Genomic DNA, 18,242 nt, shown 5'->3' with positions numbered 1-18,242 from the left:
CCGGGGCCGGCCACGAAGCGCGCCGCCAAAGCCCGGGCGACGGCCGCCATCCGCATCAGCCGCGCTCCTGCCGCCAATAGGCGGCGCAGTAGCAGCGGTCCTTGTCCAGCCCGCGCTCGTCGCGCAGGTGGCAGCGCATGGACTGGGCGACCTGGAACTCGGCAGCGGCCCAGGCGGCGGCGGTGCCGCTTTCCGGCCAGTGCAGGGCGCGCAGGGCGGCGGGCAGGAGGTTGGGCGTGCCGGCGGGAAGTCCGTTGCGGTGCAGCCAGCGCAGCGCGACGCCGGGCGGGTGGGGCAGGTCCTGTTCCTCCCGCGCATCCGCGACCTCGACGATCGCCACGCCGCGCGCATCGGAGGGCAGTTCCTCCAGGATGCGGCCGATGGCGGGCAGGGCGGTCTCGTCGCCGGCCAGGACCACCCAGTCCGCGACCGGCCCCTCGCCCCCGCCCGGGCCCAGGATGCCGACCGGATCGCCCGGCGCCGCCCCCAGCGCCCAGCGCGAGCCGGGACCCGAACCGGCCTCGTCGTCGCCCTCATCCTCGCCATGCACGACCATGTCCACCTCCATCCAGGCAGCGGCGGGGCCGATGCGGCGGATGGTGTAGACGCGCGGGATGGCCGCGCGCGGCCCCTGCGGCCAGACGGGGGCGCCGTTGGGTCCGGCGACGGGCCATTCGGGGTCCAGCACGCCCGGCGGCGGGATCAGCAGGCGCAGGTGCATGCCGCCGACCGCGAAGCGCCCGAGGTCCGGCCCCGCCAGGCGGATGCGGCGCATATGCGGCGTGACGGCGGCGTTGGAGACCACGCGCATGGCGCGGAAATAGGGGAGCTGCGCCGTGTCGCAGCCATCGCCGGCCCAGGCGAAGTCCGGCTTCAGCCCCTCTTCGAGATTCTCCACATACCAGGCCAGGAGGCCGCGCAGCATGGAGAGGGAGGCGGCGTCCTCCGAGGAAACATCGAGGCGCAGTGCCCGTCCTTCGGTCGTCAGCATGGCGCGGCCCAGCCGGTGCGAGATCCAGGCGAGGCCCTCCTCCCGCCGCACGGTGGCGCCGTAGTCGCCCAGCCCTTCGCAGAGCCGGTCGAGCTGACGCGGCGGGTCCGGAAGCTCGATCCGGGTGCGGGCACGCAGGGTCGTGATCGCGTTCATTCTCGGGGCCCTGAGATGGGACTTGTCCAGGCAGGACTTGTCGTGACACCCCAGCCTGGGAGGCTGGTGTATAATTGATAATGATTATCAATACAGCCTGAAACGGCCTTCCGCAACCGCCTTCCGGAGCAGCAGAGCCCATGACGGCACGCGCCGAACTCACCGAGAAGATTGTCCGCATCAAGATCGAGCGGGACCTCACCTGGGCGGGCCTCGCCGCCCTGGCCGGGGAGCTGAGCAAGGAATACGTGACCGCCGCCCTGCTGGGGCAGATGCCCCTGCCCGGGCCGGCGGCGGAGGCGATCGGGACGGAACTCGGCCTCGACAGCTACGAGATCAAGCTGCTGCAGCAGCCGCCCTATCGCGGCTCGCTGCCGACGCAGGTGCCGACCGACCCGCTGATCTACCGCTTCTACGAGCTGATCTCGGTCTATGGCACGACCTTCAAGGCGCTGATCCACGAGGAGTTCGGCGACGGGATCATGAGCGCCATCGACTTCCGCATGGATCTGCAGCGCGAGCCCAACAATGCGGGCGACCGCGTGAACATCACGATGAGCGGGAAGTTCCTGCCCTACAAACAGTACTGAGGCGCTTCCCCGCGCGGCTGGCGGCCGGGGGGAGGCGAAGCCTCCGCCCGGGGCCGGAGCCTGCGCGCGCCGCCGCTACAGCACCGCGCGATACATCGCGACGACATCCTCCCGCACCATGTCGCGCGGGTTGTTGGCGAGGAGGCGTTGCAGCCCGCCGACCACTTCCTCCGCCATGCCGGGAAGATCCGCCTCGGTGACGCCGAGCTGGCTCATCCTCGTTTCCAGCCCGACACTTCCGGCGAGCTCCTCCAGCGCCGCGACGAAGGCCTCGGCGGCCTCCCGCGCGCTGGCGAAGCGGCGGCCCGGCAGGAGGCAGGGGGCGAGTTCGGCATAGGCTTCCGCCGCTGCCGGAAGGTTGAAGCGGAAGACCGGCCCCATCACCAGCGCGTTGCTGTGGCCGTGCGGCACATGGAAGCGTGCGCCGAGCGGATAGGACAGCGCATGCACCGCCGCGACGGAGGCGTTGACGAAGGCCATGCCGGCCAGCATCGCGCCCTCCAGCATCGCCTCGCGCGCCGGAAGGTCCGTGCCATCCGCCACCACGCGGCGCAGGTTGCCGCCGAGCAGGGCCAGCGCCTTCACCGCCAGCGCGTCGGAGACCGGGTTCTTGCGCGTGCGGCTGGTATAGGCCTCGACGGCATGGACCATGGCGTCGAGCCCCGTGGCGGCGGTGACGCGCGGCGGCATGCCGAGCGTCAGCCCCGCATCCAGCAGGGCGATATCGGGCAGGAGCTGCGGCGCGTAGATCGCCTGCTTCTCGTTGCGCTCGCTGGTGACGACCGAGGCCCAGGTGACCTCGGAGCCGGTGCCGGCGGTGGTGGGCACCTGGATCAGCGGCAGGCGCGGCCCGTGCGCCTTGTCCTGGCCGTAAAGCTCCTCGACCGCCTGGCCGGAGCGCAGCAGCAACGCCACCAGCTTCGCCGTGTCGAGCGAGCTGCCGCCGCCCAGCCCCACCACCCCATCCGCCGCGAAATCCCGCGCGGCAGCCAGGGTGGCGCGCACCGTGGCCACGGGCGGATCGGCCTGCACGCCATCGAGCACCCGCGCGGTGAGGCCGGCGGCGGTGAGGGCGGAACGGGCGTGCGCGGCCAACCCGCCCTCGACGATGCCACGGTCGCAGACGATGGCGACACGCTTCGTGCCCAGCCTGTCGAGGCCGCCCGTCTCCACGACGATGCGGGGGACGGAAAGGAAGGTGAAGCCGCCCATCAGTCGTAGTATTCCGGCGCCTTGCGGAAGCCGGGCCAGGCATCCGGGTCGTGGCCGGTCACCACCTGGGCCTTTGTGCGTTCCGCCAGATGGCGCAGCTTCTGCACGGAGCGCACCGTGTCCACCGTGGAGGCCAGGAAGCCGGGCAGCGCCTTCTCCTCCCAATGGTCGGTGGTATAGGCGGCATCGACGGTCAGCAGCATCGGCCCGCTCCTCGGCGGGCGGACCAGGAAGCTCTGGTGCCCCGGCGCGTGGCCCGGGGTGAAGACCGTGGTGAGCGTGCCGTCGCCATAAAGGTCGAAATGGTCGTCGTCGGTGCCGTTCAGGAACTCCCAGCGCAGGCCGGGGCGGTCGAAATCCTTGCGGATATAGCCGCCGGCCGCGAACCAGTCCGGGGTGAAGGCGTATTCGTATTCCGCCCGCTGCACCACATGCGTGGCGTTCGGGAAGCGGCCGATCGCGCCGGTATGGTCGAGATGCAGGTGGGATTGCAGCACGAAGCGCACGTCCTGCGGCCGGATGCCGAGGCCCTCAAGCTGCGCGACGCAGCCTTCCTCGGGCTTCATGTCCGGCCAGTACACGTCGCAGATCCCGCCCCAGTGGCCGCGTGCGTCGGTGGCGACCTCCACCGCATTGCCGCCGTCGATGATGGTGTGGCCCTGCGGATGGGTGATCAGGAAGAAGGGGACGGGGATCTCGTAGGGCGCGCCGTCGCCCTGGTTCATCTTGATGTTATGGACCTTGCACTTCAGCGTGCCCGACTGGAGCATGTAGAGCCGGATGTCGTTCATGGCGTTTCCCCGTCCTGTCGTCGCGCGTGCCTTGCCGGCACGTCAGAAGGCTTCGCGGTAGAGGGCGAGGGCGTCGGCCTCCGTCACCTCCACCGGGTTGTTCACCAGTAGCCGCGTCTGCTTCATCGCATCGGCGGCCAGCATCGCCAGGCTGTTGTCGGTGACGCCGACATCGCGCAGGCGGCGCGGGGCGCCGCTGCCGTCCATCAGCCGCTGCATGCTGTCCACGAAGTGCAGGGCGCGTTCCTCGGCCCCACCCGCGCCGGGACCGTTCAGCACCGTATCCAGCTCGGCATAGAGCGGTGCGGCGGCGCGGGCGTTGAAGCGCAGCACCGGCCCCAGCATCAGCGCGTTGGAGAGGCCGTGCGGCACGTGGTAGTGGCCGCCCAGCGGATAGGCCAGCGCATGCACGGCGGCGACCGGCGCATTGGCGAAGGCCTGGCCCGCCAGCATGGCGCCGAGCAGCATGGCCTCGCGCGCCGCGCGGTCCCGCCCGTCGCGGCAGGCGGCGAGGAGATTGCCGCCGAGCAGGCGCAGCGCCTCCCGCGCCAGGGCGTCGGAGAGCGGGTTCTTCTTGTGCCGGCTGGTATAGGCCTCGATGGCGTGCACCATGGCGTCGATGCCGGTGGCGGCGGTGTGCAGCGCCGGCAGGCCCAGCGTCAGCTCCGCATCCAGCAGCACCGCATCGGCATAGAGCTGCGGCGCCACCACGCCCATCTTCGTGGTTTCGCCGGTGGTGAGGATGGAGATGTTGGTGACCTCCGACCCCGTGCCGGCGGTGGTGGGCACCAGGACCAGCGGCAGGCGCGAGCCCGTCACCTTGCCGATGCCGTAGATCTGCGGCAGCTCCTGCTCCGTGACCAGCAGCACCGCGGCCAGCTTCGCGACGTCGAGCGAGGAGCCGCCGCCCAGGCCGAGCACGATCTCCACCCCGGCCTCGCGCGCCTGCCGCACGCAGTCGAGCAGCACGGATTCCGGCGGGTCCGCCACCACCGCGTCGAAGACGGTGGCGCGGAAGCCCTCGGCCTCCAGCCCGGCCAGGACGGGGCCGAGAAGGCCGGCCTTCACCAGCCCCGCATCCGTCACCACCAGGGCGCGGCGTCCGGCGAAGCGGGCGGCCAGCATCTCGCCCAGGCGTTTTGCCCCGCTCCATTCCACCTGGATCGACGGGACCGTGCGGAACTCGAAGGTTGGCAGAGGGCCGGTGGACATGCGCTGCTCCGTTCGGGCTGTTCTGATGTTCCGGCTATCCCGCTGCCGGCGCCCGGCGCCCGCCGGTAGCGGGCGGCTCAGGGAGCGGACGAAAAGGGCGGGGCACGGCGTTTTCCTCGGATGAACCGTTTCGGTTCTGCTTTATACGAAGGGGCCGGCGAACCACGCCGGATTCGATTTCCAGAACGATCCTCCTGGGCCGCCGAAGCTGTCAAGCATCAGCCGGCGGGGTGCTTTCCGGGGCCGGGAACATGGCGGGCGCGGCCTGCAGGCTTCGGGATCGGGAGGGCCGGCGCCGCCTCCGGGCATCGCTGGTTCGCCCCGCGGAAACGAGGGGGGATCCGCCCGCGCGCTGCAAAATGAAGGGAAATTTAATCAATCATCCTGGCATCGCAGCGAAGTGATCCCTAACAGGACCCGCTCCGGGCTCCATGCCATTCCAGGCTGCCGAACGGGGAATGAAGACCACGCCATGCAGAGACTGACCACCTATATCCTCGTCGCCATGCTTCTCGGTATCGGCGTCGGCTATGCCTGCCACGAGGTCTGGCCCGATCCGAACACCTCCCGCGTCATCGCCGGCTACATCTCCCTGATCAGCGACATCTTCCTGCGTCTGATCAAGATGATCATCGCGCCGCTGGTCTTCTCCACCCTGGTCGTGGGCGTCGCCCATATGGGCGATGTCGGCGCTGTGGGGCGGATCGGGGGCAAGGCGATGCTGTGGTTCGTCACCGCCTCGCTGGTCTCGCTGCTGCTGGGCCTGGTGCTGGTCAACCTCCTGCAGCCGGGGGCCAGCCTGGACCTGCCGCTGCCCCAGGCCGGGGCGACAAGCAGCGTCCAGGCCTCCTCGCTCACGCTGCGGGACTTCGTGGCGCATCTCGTGCCGGTCTCGATCTTCGATGCCATGTCGCGCAACGAGATCCTGCAGATCGTCGTCTTCTCGCTGCTCTTCGGCATCGCCGCCGCATCCCTGGGCGAGAAGGCGCGCCATGTCGTGCAGTGGATCGAGGAGCTTTCGCACGTCATCCTGCGCGTCACCGGCTATGTCATGCTGATGGCGCCGCTGGCGGTCTTCGCCTCCATGGCGGCGATCGTGACCACGCAGGGCCTGGGCATCCTCGTCACCTATGGCAAGTTCGTGGCGGAGTTCTATCTCGGCCTGGCGATCCTCTGGTGCCTGCTGGCCGCGGTGGGCTTCCTGTTCTTCGGGCGGCGGGTGATCGAGCTGGTCTCGCTGGTCCGGCAGCCCTTCCTGCTGGCCTTCAGCACCGCGAGCAGCGAGGCCGCCTATCCGCGCCTGATGGAGCAGCTCGCGCGCTTCGGCGTGAGCCCGAAGGTGATCAGCTTCGTGCTGCCGCTGGGCTATTCCTTCAACCTCGACGGCTCGATGATGTACTGCACCTTCGCCGTCGTCTTCATCGCCCAGGCCTACAACATCGAACTCACCTGGGGGCAGCAGGCGGTCATGCTGCTGGTGCTGATGCTGACCAGCAAGGGCATGGCCGGCGTGCCGCGCGCCTCGCTGGTGGTGATCGCGGCCACGCTTTCCACCTTCAACATCCCCGAGGCCGGGCTGCTGCTGATCATCGGCATCGACCAGTTCCTGGACATGGGCCGCTCCGCCACCAACGTCATCGGCAACTCCCTGGCGGCGGCCGTGGTCGGCAAGTGGGAAGGCGACCGGACGCCCGGGCCCGGCTCCCAGCCGCAGCCGGAACCGTCGCCCGGCACCTTCGACGAGGCCGAGGCGCGGGAGGCCGCCACGGCCCCGGTGGCCTGAAGGGAAACCCTGCTCCCCCCGGCGGAAGCCTGCCGGGGGCGCCCTTCAGACGCGCCGCCGGCGGCCGCGGGTCATCAGGCCCAGCACGTCGTCGTGCCAAGCATAGCGGTGCACCAGGGCCATCGCGACATGGCCGAGGATGAGCGCCAGCAGCACCCAGCCGAGGAAGCTGTGCAGCAGGTCCCCGGGGGCCGTCATCCAGGCGATCTTGCCCTCGAAGCCGCTCATCACCGGGATGCCATAGGGGGTGAAGGGCTCGCCGGAGCCGTATTGCCGCAACAGCGCCAGACCCGGGACGAGGATCATCAGCAGGTAGAGCACTAGGTGCCCCATCGTGGCGAGGCGCCCCAGCCGGCCCGGATGCGGCGGGCGGCGCCGGATGTTCAGCAGCCCCCAGGCCCCCCGCAGCAGCACAAGCACGAGCAGCGTGAAGCCCATGGTGAAATGCGTGCTGCCGACAAACTTCGTCACCCCGGCCTCGGGCACGGTGACGTAGAGCAGGGCACCGGCGAAGTGCCAGGCGAAGCAGGCGGCCATCAGCCAGTGCAGCATGCGGCTGACGATGCCGTAGCCCGCAGGACTGTCCATGCGGGAACCCTCCTTCGGCTCTGGCCGGGGCGGTCCCCCGTGCCTTCCCGTCCGGGATCTGGTCCCGCATCCCCCGGCTGCCTAGCCATGGCCGGGCAGGTTGTGACCCGGTGGCGGCGGACGGAGGGCCCGCCGCCTGGGCCGGGTCTAGGAGAGCGCGCCCTGCCGCTCCATCCTGGGGGCCACGGAGCCGCGCTCCAGGAAGCTCTCGTCCAGGTCGGACACCCGCGCCGCGCCGGTAAGCGTCATGGCCACGCGCATCTCCTTGTCGATCAGGTTCAACAGGTTCAGCACCCCCGCCTCGCCCCCCGTCGCCAGCGCATAGACGAAGGCCCGGCCCAGCATGACCGCATCGGCCCCCATGGCCAGCGCGCGGACCACGTCCAGCCCATTGCGGAAGCCGGAGTCGGCCAGGATCGAGAGCTTCCCCTTCACCGCCGCGGCGATGGCGGGCAGGGCCCGCGCCGAGGAGAGCACGCCGTCGAGCTGCCTTCCGCCATGGTTCGACACGACGATGCCATCCGCGCCGAAGCTCACCGCGTCACGCGCATCCTGGGGGTCGAGGATGCCCTTGATGACCATCGGCCCCTCCCAGAAGTCGCGGATCCACTCCAGGTCCTTCCAGGAGATCGACGGATCGAAATTGGCGCCGAGCCAGCCGATATAGTCCGCGAGCCCGGTCGCCTGGCCGCGGTAGCGCGACACGTTGCCCAGGTCGTGCGGCTTGCCCTTCAGCCCGACATCCCAGGCCCAGAGCGGATGCGTCATCGCCTGGACCATGCGGCGGAACGGGGCGTTCGGGCCGCTCATGCCCGAATGCGCGTCGCGGTAGCGCGCGCCGGGCATCGGCATGTCCACGGTGAAGACCAGGGTCGTGATCCCGGCCGCCTTGGCCCGTTCCAGCGCGTTGCGCATGAAGCCGCGGTCGCGCAGCACGTAGAGCTGGAACCAGATCGGCTTCGTGACCGCCGCGCTCACCTCCTCGATGTCGCAGACCGAGACGGTGGAAAGGGTGAAGGGGATGCCCTTGGCCTCGGCCGCCCGCGCCGCCTGCACCTCGCCGCGCCGGGCGAACATGCCCGTCAGCCCGACCGGCGCCAGCACCACGGGCATCGACAGGTCCTGCCCCAGCACGCGCGTTTCCAGGCTCAGCTCGGACATGTTCTGCAGCACGCGCTGCCGCAGCGCGATCTCGGCCAGGTCCTCGACATTGCGGCGCAGCGTGCGCTCCGCATAGGCGCCGCCATCGGCGTAGTGGAACAGGAAAGGCGGCAGCCGGCGGCGGGCGGCCTCGCGATAATCGGACGGGGAGGAGATGATGGGCGAGAAAATCACGGGTCTGTCTTCCGGTCAGGGCCGCCGGTTCGCCCGGACAGCAGGGAACGAGGCGGGTTGGAACGGGCGAGGCGGGCCTCGTCCTCGTCGATCGCCTTCAGGGTGAGTCGCACGAAATCGATATGGGCATCCGAGGCGGCGCGCGCACGGTCGGGATCGCCGCCGAGCACCGCCTGCATCAGCAGCCGGTGCTGCTCCGCCAGGGCCTCGGAGACCCTTGGCACGAGATAGAGCTTCTCCAGGCTCTGCGAGGTGCTGGCCGCCAGCAGGTCGAACATGCCGCGGATGATCTGCTGCAGCACGAGGTTGTGCGAGGCCTCGGCGATGGCGAGGTGGAAGGCCGCGTCCACCTGGGCCAGCACGGCCGGCGTCGCCGCCTCGTCATCCCGCAGCGTGGCCTCGAAACGCCCGCGCAGACGGCTGCGATCCTCCTCCGTGGCGCGGCGCGCGGCATGGGCGGCGGCGGCGCCCTCCAGCGCGAGACGGATCTCCAGCACGTCGTAGCGGTAGTCCGGGTTGTCGCGGAACAGCTGCTCCAGGGGCTCCACGATCGCCTGACGGCCCCAGTTGTCCCCCCTGGTGCCCTCCCCGCCGCCCGGCAGGGCGCGGACGAAGGTGCCGCCGCCCTGCCGGCTCGACAGCAGGCCCTGGCTGGCGAGCATCTGGATGGCCTCCCGCACCGAGGAGCGCGACACCCCGAACTCGCCGGCCAGCGCGCGCTCTGCCGGCAGCCGGTCGCCGATCCCGAAATCCCCCGCCAGCATCCGCTTCCGCAGCACCGTGGCGAGCTGCGAGGCGAGCCGTCCGCCCTCGGCGGGGGATGTCGCGTCCTGCTCCATCAGGGGATCATACCGGTCAGCCAGTAGGCCTGCGCCAGGGTGATCAGCCCGGCCATGCAGGCGAAGGCGAGGCTGTGCCGCACCGTGAAGCGGAAGAGGTCGGATTCACGCCCGACCAGCCCCACGGCGGCGCAGGCGATGGCGATGGATTGCGGCGAGATCATCTTGCCCGTCACGCCGCCCGTCGTGTTCGCCGCCACCATCAGGATGTCGGACACCCCGATCTGCTGCGCCGTCGTTGCCTGCAACGCGCCGAAGAGCGCGTTCGAGGAGGTGTCCGAGCCGGTCAGGAAGACGCCGACCCAGCCCAGGAAAGGCGAGAAGAAGGGAAAGGCCGCCCCGGTATGCGCCAGGGCCAGGGCCAGCGTCGCCGAAAGGCCGGAATAGTTGGCGATGAAGGCGAAGGCCAGCACCATGCCGATGGAGTAGATCGGCGTGCGCAGCTCGGCCAGCGTCTCTCCGAAGGTCCGCACCGTCTCCAGCGGTCGCTGGCGCAGCAGCAGGGCCGAGAGCAGGGCGGCCAGGAAGATCGCCGTGCCGGTCGCGGAGAACCAGTCGAAGCGGTAGATCGCGTCATAGGGCACGGGCCCGGCGGTGATCGGCGGCATCTTCTCGACCAGCCGGTGCAGCGAGGGCACGGGAATGGCGATGACCCAGCCGCTGAGCGCCCCGCCCGCCGCGAAGAGGCTCTTGAAGGGCTTGATGCTCCAGAGCGTCACCATGGCCGTGAGGATCAGGAAGGGCGACCAGGCCAGGATGATCTCGCCCGGCGTGTGGCGGCGTGCGGCGGCCGGTGCCATGCCGCCGACCGTTGCGACCTGCGCCCCGGCGGGCTGCGCCCGGACCATGCCCGAAGCCTCCGCCTCCGCCGTCTCGAAGCGGAAGATCCGCGCCGGCTTCCAGACGCGCAGGAAGAGGGTGAGGCAGAGCAGGGAGGCCAGGGAGGAGGTGATGTCCGGCAGCTCCGGGCCGATGAAGTTCGAGGTCAGGAACTGCACGATGGCAAAGGAGCCGCCCGCGACCACGACCGCCGGCCAGGTCTCGCGCACGCCGCGCCAGCCGTCCATGATGGCCATGACCCAGAACAGCACGATCAGCGTCATGAAGGGCAGCTGGCGGCCCGCCATCTGGCCGATGACGAAGGGGTCCAGCCCCGTCACCTGTCCCGCCACGATCACGGGGATGCCCATGGCCCCGAAGGCCACCGGCGCCGTGTTCACGATCAGGCAGAGCCCGGCCGCGTAGAGCGGGCGGAAGCCCAGGCCGACCAGCAGCGCGGCGGTGATGGCGACCGGTGCGCCGAAGCCCGCCGCGCCCTCCAGGAAGGCGCCGAAGGAGAAGCCGACGATCAGCAGCTGCAGCCGCTGGTCCTCGGTGACCGAGAGGATGGAGGCCCGCACGATCTCGAACTGCCCCGTCCGGACGGAGATCTTGTAGAGGAACACCGCCCCGATGATGATCCAGGCGATCGGCCACAGCCCGTAGACAAAGCCATAGGCCCCGGAGGCCAGGGCCTGCCCCGCTGGCATGCCGTAGAACAGCACGGCGACCGCGAGGGCGAGCACGACCGTGATCGTGCTGGCGACATAGCCCTTCAGCCGCAGAACCGTCAGCGCCAGGAAGAAGAAGGCGATCGGCACGAAGGCGATCAGGCTCGACAGCCAGATATTGCCCAGGGGGTCGTAGTTCTGCGGCCAGGCCGACATGGATCGTCCTCCACACTCACGGATGCGAGTGGCTCTTGGTGAGGCTAAATTGGTCTGTCCAATTCAGCTTGTTTTCACTTCAAGTTGTTTTTATCGAGGCGGCCATCAGGCGGTCAACTATCTTTTAACTGTCCTATTCACGTTATTGGTCTGACCATTCGAATGCTTCGCAGCGGATGTGCCGTGTTGCCGATCGGAGGAGGAATGGGCGAGCGGGGTGTGTATGGGACCGCCTGGCGGTGCCGTTCCGGCACGGAGCGCGATGTGCCTTCCATCCGGTAACCCGGCGTGGGGAAGGCTTCGTCTTCCCGTGTCAGCCCGAAGCAGGCAGGAGCCGAGGCCGGACCACGCCCCGGAGGACCCCCGCGCTAATCCCGGCGTGAGGCATGTGGTTGACTCCGGGGGAGAGGTTCTGCCTCTCCCGCCGGGGACCGAAGCCGTTCCCCGGGCCCCGGGCCCCGGGCCCCGGGCTCTCGTTGGCTCCGGTGGAGGCCGTCAGCCTGCGGCCTGAACCCCAAGGAACAGGTGGAGACGCGGGGCTCCCGAGAAGGAAAACACCGCCTTCGCGCGGGTGCCACCCGCGGTCCGCCGGAGAGCATGGCTCCCTGGCGCGATCCGGTCGAAGCGAGAACCAACGAGCCGGGTCAGGGCACGCGGTGTCCTGGCGGATGGGGACAGGGGGTCGACGCATTGCGTCGATGGCGGAGCCTTGTTCCCCGGGCGGAGCAGCGCCGGCCCCCGGCCCAATCAGCCCAGCGGCGGCAGGCAGGCCCCGGCCAGCAGCGCGAAGGCGCGGGCGCGGTGGCTGATCGCGTTCTTCCGCGCCGGGTCCATCTCGGCGAAGCTCAGCGTCTCGCCCGCCGGCACGAAGATCGGGTCATAGCCATGCCCGGCCTCGCCTCGGCCCGGCCAGATCCAGGTGCCATGCGCCTCGCCCAGGAAGCCTTCCGTGTGTCCGTCCGGCCAGGCGAGCACCAGGGCGCAGGAGAACCAGGCACCGTGGTCCTTTCCCTCCGGATCGGCCTCGCCGGCCTTGCGGGCGACCTCGGCCATGGCCCTGGCATAGTCGCGCGTGCCGTCCGGCTGCTTCGCCCAGTCGGCGGTCCAGACCCCCGGCATCCCATCCAGCGCCGCGACCGAGAAGCCGGAATCATCCGCGAGCGCCACCTGCCCCGTGGCCGTGGCAGCGGCCAGGGCCTTGATCCGCGCATTGCCGAGAAAGCTGCTTTCCGTCTCCTCCGGCTCCGGCAGGCCGAGATCGCCCACCCCCGTCACCTCCAACCCCCAGGGGGCCAGCAGGGCGGCGACCTCGCGCACCTTGCCGGCATTGTGGGTGGCCAGGATCAGGCGCTTCTCCGTCAGGCGGCGGGTCATGCGGGGGCTCCCTCGGCGATGGCCTGCCGCTGCGCGGCGAAGAGTTCCTCCGTTCCGTGCCGGGCCAGAGCCAGCAGGCCGTCGAACTGCGCCCCGGTGAAGGGCGTGGCTTCCGCCGTGGCCTGGATCTCGACGATCCCGCCGGCATCGGTCAGCACGAAATTGGCATCCGCCCCGGCCGCGCTGTCCTCGGCATAGTCGAGGTCGAGCACTGCCTCGCCCTGCCACAGCCCGGCCGAGACCGCGGCCACATGCCCGGTCAGCGGGTTGCGCGACAGGATGCGCATCCGCCGGCAATGCTCGAAGGCGAGGTGCAGCGCCACCCAGGCGCCGGTGATGGCAGCGCAGCGCGTGCCGCCATCGGCGGTCAGCACGTCGCAGTCCAGCACCACGCTCATCTCGCCCATCGCGGCACGGTCGGTCACGGCGCGGAGCGAGCGGCCGATCAGGCGCTGGATCTCCTGCGTGCGGCCGGACTGCTTCCCCTTCGCCGCTTCCCGGTCTCCGCGCTGGTGCGTGGCGCGGGGCAGCATGCCGTATTCCGCCGTTACCCAGCCCTGGCCCTTGCCGCGCAGGAAGCCGGGCACCCGCCCCTCCACGCTGGCGGTGCAGAGCACCTCGGTCAGCCCCATGCGGATGCGGCAGGAGCCCTCGGCATGGCGGGCCACGCCGGGTTCGATGGAAACAGGGCGCAACGCGTCAGGGGCGCGGCCAGAGGGGCGCGTCATGGGGAGCTCCGTCATCCGGTCAAGGTATCCGATCCCGGCAATCGGATCCGGGGCCGAGGCATCGGCGCGACAGGGCCGGGTGTCAACCACCGATCCGGATGATGGACGCAGCCATCATGGTCGTCTTGCACATCATTTCCGCCATTGCGCCGTCCCGGGGGACAAGGCTCCGCCTTTTCCCCCCGTCCCCCTTATCCGCCAGGAACCTGAGGTTCCTGGACCTCCCGTTCGTTGCCTCTTCGCTGCCGGCCGGATCGCGCCAGAGAGCATCGCTCTCCGGCGGACTGCCAGTGCCACCAGCGCGGACAGGGTGCCTTATCTTCTTTCCGGGAGCCCCGCGTTGCCACCTGCTCCCAGGGATTAGGGCGAAGACTGACGACAACCACGGGAACCCACGAAAGCCCGGGGTCCGGGGACCGGCTTCGGTCCCCGGCGGAGAGGGGGTCCGGGGCGAGAGGCGGCGCCTCTCCCCCGGGGGCCGGCCATGGAGCGCAGCGGCCAGAACGAACGGCCCTTCGCACAACGGGCACTCGGTTCAACCCGGCTGGCTGCCCGGGCTTTCCGTGTCACCCGTTCGCGGCCTGACCGGGCCTGTCTCTTCCGGCGAGGCGTCCGCCTGCCCTTTTTCCGGCGGCGGGGCGGGCGCCGCTCCGCCGGCCCGGAGCAGGGCCAGCAGCCCTTCCAGCACCTGTTCCGGGGCGGGCGGGCAGCCGGGGATCAGCAGGTCCACCGGCAGCACCGTGCCGACTCCGCCCTCCACCGCCGGGGAGGTGTGGAAGCAGCCGCCATCCACCGCGCAGTCGCCCACGGCCACCACCCAGGCGGGACGTGCCATGCAGGCATGGGCACGGCGCAGCGCCTCCGCCATGTTGCGCGTCACCGGTCCGCTCACCAGCAGCAGGTCGGCCTGCCGCGGCGAGTCCACGAAGCGCAGGCCAAAGCGTTCCAGCTCGTAGGGCGCCGCATCGAGGGCGGCGATCTCCGCCTCGCAGCCGCCGCAGGAACCGGCGTCGATCTCCCGGATCGCCAGGCTGCGCCCCAGCCGGGCACGGGCGCCGGCGGCCATCCGCGCCGCCAGGGCGGCGACCAGGTCATCCGGCGGCCGCGGCGGCGCCTCCGCCGGCGGGGCATGGAGCAGGTTCCGGATCAGGCGCGACCAGGACAGGCGGGCGCTCACCGGGCGCTTCCCATGTCAGGCCGGGCCGCGCCACCACCGGGCCTCCGGCCGGGCTCCGGCGGGCTCACAGATCCACCCCGCTGCAGGTCAGGCCGAAGGAATGCTCGCAAAGGGGGAAATCGGCCAGTTCGCCTCCCTCCATCACCGCCTCCAACAGGGGCCAGTGCAGCCAGGACGGGTCGCGGACGAAGCAGGCGCGTACCAGCCCCTCGCCATCCAGCGAAAGCCAGTGCAGCACCTCTCCCCGTGCCCCTTCCACCACGCCCGCTCCTTCCCCGGCGCGCGCCGGCAGGGGGATGGCGATCTCCCCTTCGGGCAGCGCGTCGAGCAGCAGGGGCAGGAGCTGCAGGCTTTCCCGCGCCTCGGCCAGGCGCAGCGCCAGCCGGGCGGCCGCGTCGCCACCCTGGGAGCGTGGGATCTCCATCCGGTCATAGGGCGCGTAAGGCAGGTCCCGCCGCGCATCGAAATCCCGACCGGAGGCCCGGCCGACCACGCCCCCCGCCGCGAAGCGCTCCGCCAGGGGGAGCGGCAGGCGCCCGGCCCCGCCCAGGCGCTCGGCCGCCGGGGCGGGCTGCGGCGGCAGCGCCGCCAGTCCCGCCGCCACCACCTCCAGCGCCGCACGCAGCGCCGCCTCGCCCTCCGGCATCAGGTCCGCCGCCAGCCCGCCCGGAACCACCACATCCATGGCCAGCCGGTGCCCGAAAGCGGCGCCGATCGCCCGCCGCAGGATCTCCCGCAGGCGCGCCGCCGCCGCCGCGCACTCGCCCGCCCCCGCCGCGCGGCAGGCGGCGGCCCAGGCGTCCAGATGGTTCGCCACGCGCTCCATCTCCGCCAGCACGCCGCGCAGCACGGTGGCGCGGGGCGGGACGGCGCGGCCGGCGGCCGCCTCCGCCGCCATGGCGAAGGCCCAGCCATGCGCCACCGCATCCACCCCCGACAGGCGCGCGGCGAAGCGGGCGGCGCCACGCGGCGACTTGCCGCGGATCAGCCCCAGCGTGCCCTTGTGGGCATAGCCGAGCCGCGCCTCCAGCCGCGTCACGCGCTCGCCCAACAGGTCCAGGCGCAGATGTGCGGGTTCCGCGATCCCGGCGCGCACGGGGCCGAGGGCGAGCTGGTGCAGCCCCTCGCCCTCCGGCGGCGGGCGGAATTCCGGCTGCGGCGGCGGGGCCGACCGGCGCACCGGCACGGCGGCAAGCGGCCGGTCGAAGAGCCAGCGGCCGTGATCCAGCCAGGGGCGCGGATCGGCCGCCCCTGAATCCACGGCAGGAATGGGGGCGGACGGGCCGCTCCTGGTGGAGCCGAAGGGAGTCGCGCCGGAGGCGGCGGGGACGGAGAACACCGCGACGGCGGGAACCGGTCCACCCCCGTCCTGCGCGCTGGCGCCCCAGAGGTCGCGCGCCGCGCGCTCGAACAGGGCGGCGCCCGGCCGCGCGGGCGACAGCGCCGCGAAGCGCCCCTCGCGCAGCGGCGCCGAGGCCAGCAGCAGCCGGGCCGGCGCGCCGCCCTCCGCGGCACGCTTCAGGAAGGCGGCATGGACCAGCCCCGGCTCGGCCCAGAGGCCCAGCAGTTCCAGCGCCGGCTCCTGCCGCAGCGCGTCCGGCAGGGCATCCCAGTCCGTGCTGCGGAGCAGGTAGCGCTCATGCGGATGGCAGCTCTGCGGGCTGCCGGAACGGATCAGGCGGGAAGCGGCTTCGGTCATGCACCCCAGGGGGTTCCGGGACGGATCGGGACGGACGCACCAAGCGGCAGGCGGGCCGGTCTGGCAAGGTGGCCGCACGGGCTTGTCATGCCGCCGGGTGGAAGACATGGCCTTTCCGCCGCCGGAGGATGCGCCGTTCCGGCCGCCCCGCCGCTTCCGCGCCTCCGCGAACCGGCCCCTTCCGGCGCGGAGGCGCCTTGCCAAACCGGCGGGGCGGGTTTCCCCTGCGGCATCGCGCTTCCCCACCGGCCCCCCCGCGCGCGGAGCCGGGTGGCGGCGGCCAGAGGAACCGCCGGAGGGCGGAAGGGGTGAGCATGGAATACCGCAGCATCGAGGCCGCCGCCGAGGCCCTGGCAGACTGGCGCACCAGCAGCCTGGAACTGGTGGAGGCCGCGCTGGCGCGGATCGCCGAGCCGGAGGGCGAAGGGGCGCGTGCCTTCGTGGCGGTGCAGGCGGAACAGGCCCGCGCCACCGCCGGGGCGATGGACGCGCTGCGACGGGCCGGGCGGGCGCCGTCGCGCTGGGCGGGCATCCCGATCAGCATCAAGGACCTCTACGACCAGGCGGGCGTCACCTCGACGGCAGGCTCCACGGCGCTGAAGGACGCGCCGCCCGCCACCCGCACCGCCCCCTCCGTGGCACGGCTGGAACGGGCAGGCTTCGTGGTGCTGGGCCGCACCAACATGGTGGAATTCGCCTTCTCCGGCCTCGGCGTGAACCCGCATCACGGCACCCCCCGCTCGCCCTGGGACCGCGCCACCGGCCGGTTGCCGGGCGGCTCCTCCTCCGGCGCCGCGGTGGCGGTGGCGGACGGCATGGGCCTGGCCGGGCTCGGCTCGGACACGGGCGGCTCCTGCCGCGTGCCGGCGGCGCTCTGCGGCATCGTCGGCTGGAAGCCCACCGCCAGCCGCGTGCCGCTCACGGGCACCGTGCCGCTCAGCCACACGCTGGACAGCCTCGGCCCCCTCGCCAACACCGCCGCCTGCTGCGCCGTGCTCGACGCGATCATGGCGGGGGAGGAAGAGGGCGCAGCCCCGGCCCCCGCCGCGCTGTCCGGCGCCCGCCTCGCCGTGCCGCGCAGCACCTTTCTCTTCGACGGCATCGAGGCCGCCGTGGCCGAGGCCTTCGACGCGGCGCTGCGCAGGCTGGAGAAGGCCGGCGCGCGGATCGAGGAGATCGACTTCCCCGAGCTCCGCGACATCCCCCCCGCCAATGCCAGGGGCGGCTTCGCGGCAGCGGAATCCTGGGCCTGGCACGCGCCGCTGATCGTGCGCGCCCGGGATGCCTACGACCCGCGCGTGCTGGCGCGCATCGAGAAGGGCGCGGCGATGACGGCGGCGGACTATCTCGACCTCCAGGCGGCGCGGGCGCGGATCGTCGCCGCCGCGAATGCCCGCACCGAGGGCTTCGACGCCTTCCTCTGCCCCACCTGCGTCGTCATCCCGCCCCCGATCGCCGCGGTGGAAACAACGGAGGAATACAACCGCCTGAACCTCCTGCTGCTGCGGAACACGGCGGTGGGCAACTTCCTCGACCGCTGCTCCATCAGCCTGCCCTGCCAGGCCCCCGGCACCGCCCCGGTCGGGCTGATGCTGACGGGCGCGCAGGGGGCGGACCGGGCGCTGCTGGCGCTGGCCCAGGGCGCCGAGGCCGCGTTGCGGGCATGAGCCCGGCGCCGCGCTTCGGCCGGCTGGCGGACGGGGCACGGCCGGCGGCGGGCGGGGAGGCCTTCACCAGCCTCGCCAGCCTGCCCGGCGCCCGGATCGAGCGCATCGCCTCGCGCGGCCCCCTCGGGCCGGAAAGCCTGGGCTGGTACGAGCAGGACTGGCCGGAATTCGTGCTGCTGGTCTCCGGCGCGGCGTTGCTGGATTTCGGCGGCGGCCAGGAACGCCGCCTCGCCCCCGGCGACTGGGTGCTGCTGCCGGCGGGGTGCCGCCACCGCGTCGCCTGGGTCGCCCCGGACGAGGACACGCTCTGGCTCGCCGTGCATGGCGGGCCGGAGGGTCCCGCCCCGACACTGCCCACCGGAAAGGCGGACGGAACCGGGCCCTGACGCCTCCC

At 71.8% G+C, this 18,242-nt stretch carries 16 protein-coding genes; 4 read left to right on the top strand and 12 right to left on the bottom strand.

The features are described from left to right. Window positions 1-55: 55 nt before the first annotated feature. The gene (locus BT98_RS0116770; protein WP_019462263.1) at window positions 56-1,147 is read right to left on the bottom strand and encodes a siderophore-interacting protein; all 1,092 of its coding nucleotides are present in this window, start codon (window positions 1,145-1,147) and stop codon (window positions 56-58) included. 140 nt (window positions 1,148-1,287) lie between these two features. Between BT98_RS0116770 and cynS the strand changes: the two genes are divergently transcribed. Then, on the top strand, window positions 1,288-1,737 hold the full coding sequence (cynS, locus tag BT98_RS0116765) for a cyanase (protein ID WP_019462264.1): 450 nt from the start codon (window positions 1,288-1,290) through the stop codon (window positions 1,735-1,737). 75 nt (window positions 1,738-1,812) lie between these two features. Here cynS and BT98_RS0116760 read toward each other — a convergent pair whose 3' ends face one another. The 3 genes from BT98_RS0116760 to BT98_RS0116750 are packed head-to-tail and all read right to left on the bottom strand — an operon-like array spanning window position 1,813 to window position 4,952. Then, on the bottom strand, window positions 1,813-2,949 hold the full coding sequence (locus BT98_RS0116760) for an iron-containing alcohol dehydrogenase (RefSeq protein ID WP_019462265.1): 1,137 nt from the start codon (window positions 2,947-2,949) through the stop codon (window positions 1,813-1,815). After that, window positions 2,949-3,740, bottom strand: coding sequence for an AttM family quorum-quenching N-acyl homoserine lactonase (gene attM / locus BT98_RS0116755; RefSeq protein WP_019462266.1), 792 nt, complete (start codon window positions 3,738-3,740; stop codon window positions 2,949-2,951). Before attM ends, BT98_RS0116760 begins: the two co-directional genes overlap by 1 nt. Before the next feature lie 42 nt (window positions 3,741-3,782). Further along, window positions 3,783-4,952: an iron-containing alcohol dehydrogenase gene (locus BT98_RS0116750; protein ID WP_019462267.1), complete on the bottom strand. Its 1,170-nt coding sequence runs from the start codon at window positions 4,950-4,952 to the stop codon at window positions 3,783-3,785. A 472-nt stretch (window positions 4,953-5,424) separates the two neighbouring features. Here BT98_RS0116750 and BT98_RS0116745 point away from each other — a divergent pair, with 472 nt between their 5' ends. Beyond that, window positions 5,425-6,735, top strand: coding sequence for a dicarboxylate/amino acid:cation symporter (locus BT98_RS0116745; protein ID WP_019462268.1), 1,311 nt, complete (start codon window positions 5,425-5,427; stop codon window positions 6,733-6,735). A 45-nt stretch (window positions 6,736-6,780) separates the two neighbouring features. On the opposite strand, the gene BT98_RS24815 is transcribed toward BT98_RS0116745, so the two are convergent. The 8 genes from BT98_RS24815 to BT98_RS0116705 form a co-directional block, all read right to left on the bottom strand. Next, window positions 6,781-7,323, bottom strand: a complete 543-nt coding sequence (locus tag BT98_RS24815; RefSeq protein ID WP_019462269.1) for a cytochrome b — start codon at window positions 7,321-7,323, stop codon at window positions 6,781-6,783. A gap of 147 nt (window positions 7,324-7,470) precedes the next feature. Continuing rightward, window positions 7,471-8,658 (bottom strand): FMN-dependent L-lactate dehydrogenase LldD, encoded by a 1,188-nt coding sequence (gene lldD / locus BT98_RS0116735; RefSeq protein ID WP_019462270.1) that lies wholly within the window; start codon window positions 8,656-8,658, stop codon window positions 7,471-7,473. Next, a complete protein-coding gene (locus tag BT98_RS0116730; protein ID WP_019462271.1) occupies window positions 8,655-9,497 on the bottom strand; it encodes an FCD domain-containing protein in 843 nt (280 codons plus the stop codon). Before BT98_RS0116730 ends, lldD begins: the two co-directional genes overlap by 4 nt. Beyond that, window positions 9,497-11,203 carry an L-lactate permease gene (gene lldP / locus BT98_RS0116725; RefSeq protein ID WP_019462272.1) on the bottom strand — a complete coding sequence of 569 codons (1,707 nt, stop codon included), beginning with the start codon at window positions 11,201-11,203 and terminating at the stop codon, window positions 9,497-9,499. The genes BT98_RS0116730 and lldP overlap by 1 nt, the downstream gene beginning before the upstream one ends. 747 nt (window positions 11,204-11,950) lie before the next feature. Beyond that, window positions 11,951-12,577 (bottom strand): non-canonical purine NTP pyrophosphatase, encoded by a 627-nt coding sequence (locus tag BT98_RS0116720; RefSeq protein WP_019462273.1) that lies wholly within the window; start codon window positions 12,575-12,577, stop codon window positions 11,951-11,953. Then, window positions 12,574-13,320 carry a ribonuclease PH gene (gene rph / locus BT98_RS0116715; RefSeq protein WP_037251288.1) on the bottom strand — a complete coding sequence of 249 codons (747 nt, stop codon included), beginning with the start codon at window positions 13,318-13,320 and terminating at the stop codon, window positions 12,574-12,576. Before rph ends, BT98_RS0116720 begins: the two co-directional genes overlap by 4 nt. 520 nt (window positions 13,321-13,840) lie before the next feature. After that, window positions 13,841-14,482, bottom strand: coding sequence for an NADH-quinone oxidoreductase subunit B family protein (locus tag BT98_RS28555; RefSeq protein WP_314209574.1), 642 nt, complete (start codon window positions 14,480-14,482; stop codon window positions 13,841-13,843). 64 nt (window positions 14,483-14,546) lie between these two features. Continuing rightward, a complete protein-coding gene (locus BT98_RS0116705; RefSeq protein WP_051544297.1) occupies window positions 14,547-16,181 on the bottom strand; it encodes a hydrogenase large subunit in 1,635 nt (544 codons plus the stop codon). Between the two features lie 314 nt (window positions 16,182-16,495). Here BT98_RS0116705 and BT98_RS0116700 point away from each other — a divergent pair, with 314 nt between their 5' ends. Together BT98_RS0116700 and BT98_RS24805 are read left to right on the top strand one after the other, a co-directional pair. Further along, window positions 16,496-17,848 (top strand): amidase, encoded by a 1,353-nt coding sequence (locus BT98_RS0116700; protein ID WP_019463410.1) that lies wholly within the window; start codon window positions 16,496-16,498, stop codon window positions 17,846-17,848. After that, a complete protein-coding gene (locus BT98_RS24805) occupies window positions 17,845-18,234 on the top strand; it encodes a cupin domain-containing protein (protein WP_019463409.1) in 390 nt (129 codons plus the stop codon). Before BT98_RS0116700 ends, BT98_RS24805 begins: the two co-directional genes overlap by 4 nt. Window positions 18,235-18,242 lie beyond the last annotated feature (8 nt).

The organism is Roseomonas mucosa ATCC BAA-692 (assembly GCF_000622225.1).
Lineage (GTDB): Bacteria > Pseudomonadota > Alphaproteobacteria > Acetobacterales > Acetobacteraceae > Roseomonas > Roseomonas mucosa.
Note: the sequence above shows the minus strand (reverse complement) of the source record. Positions and strands in the feature narration are given on the sequence as shown.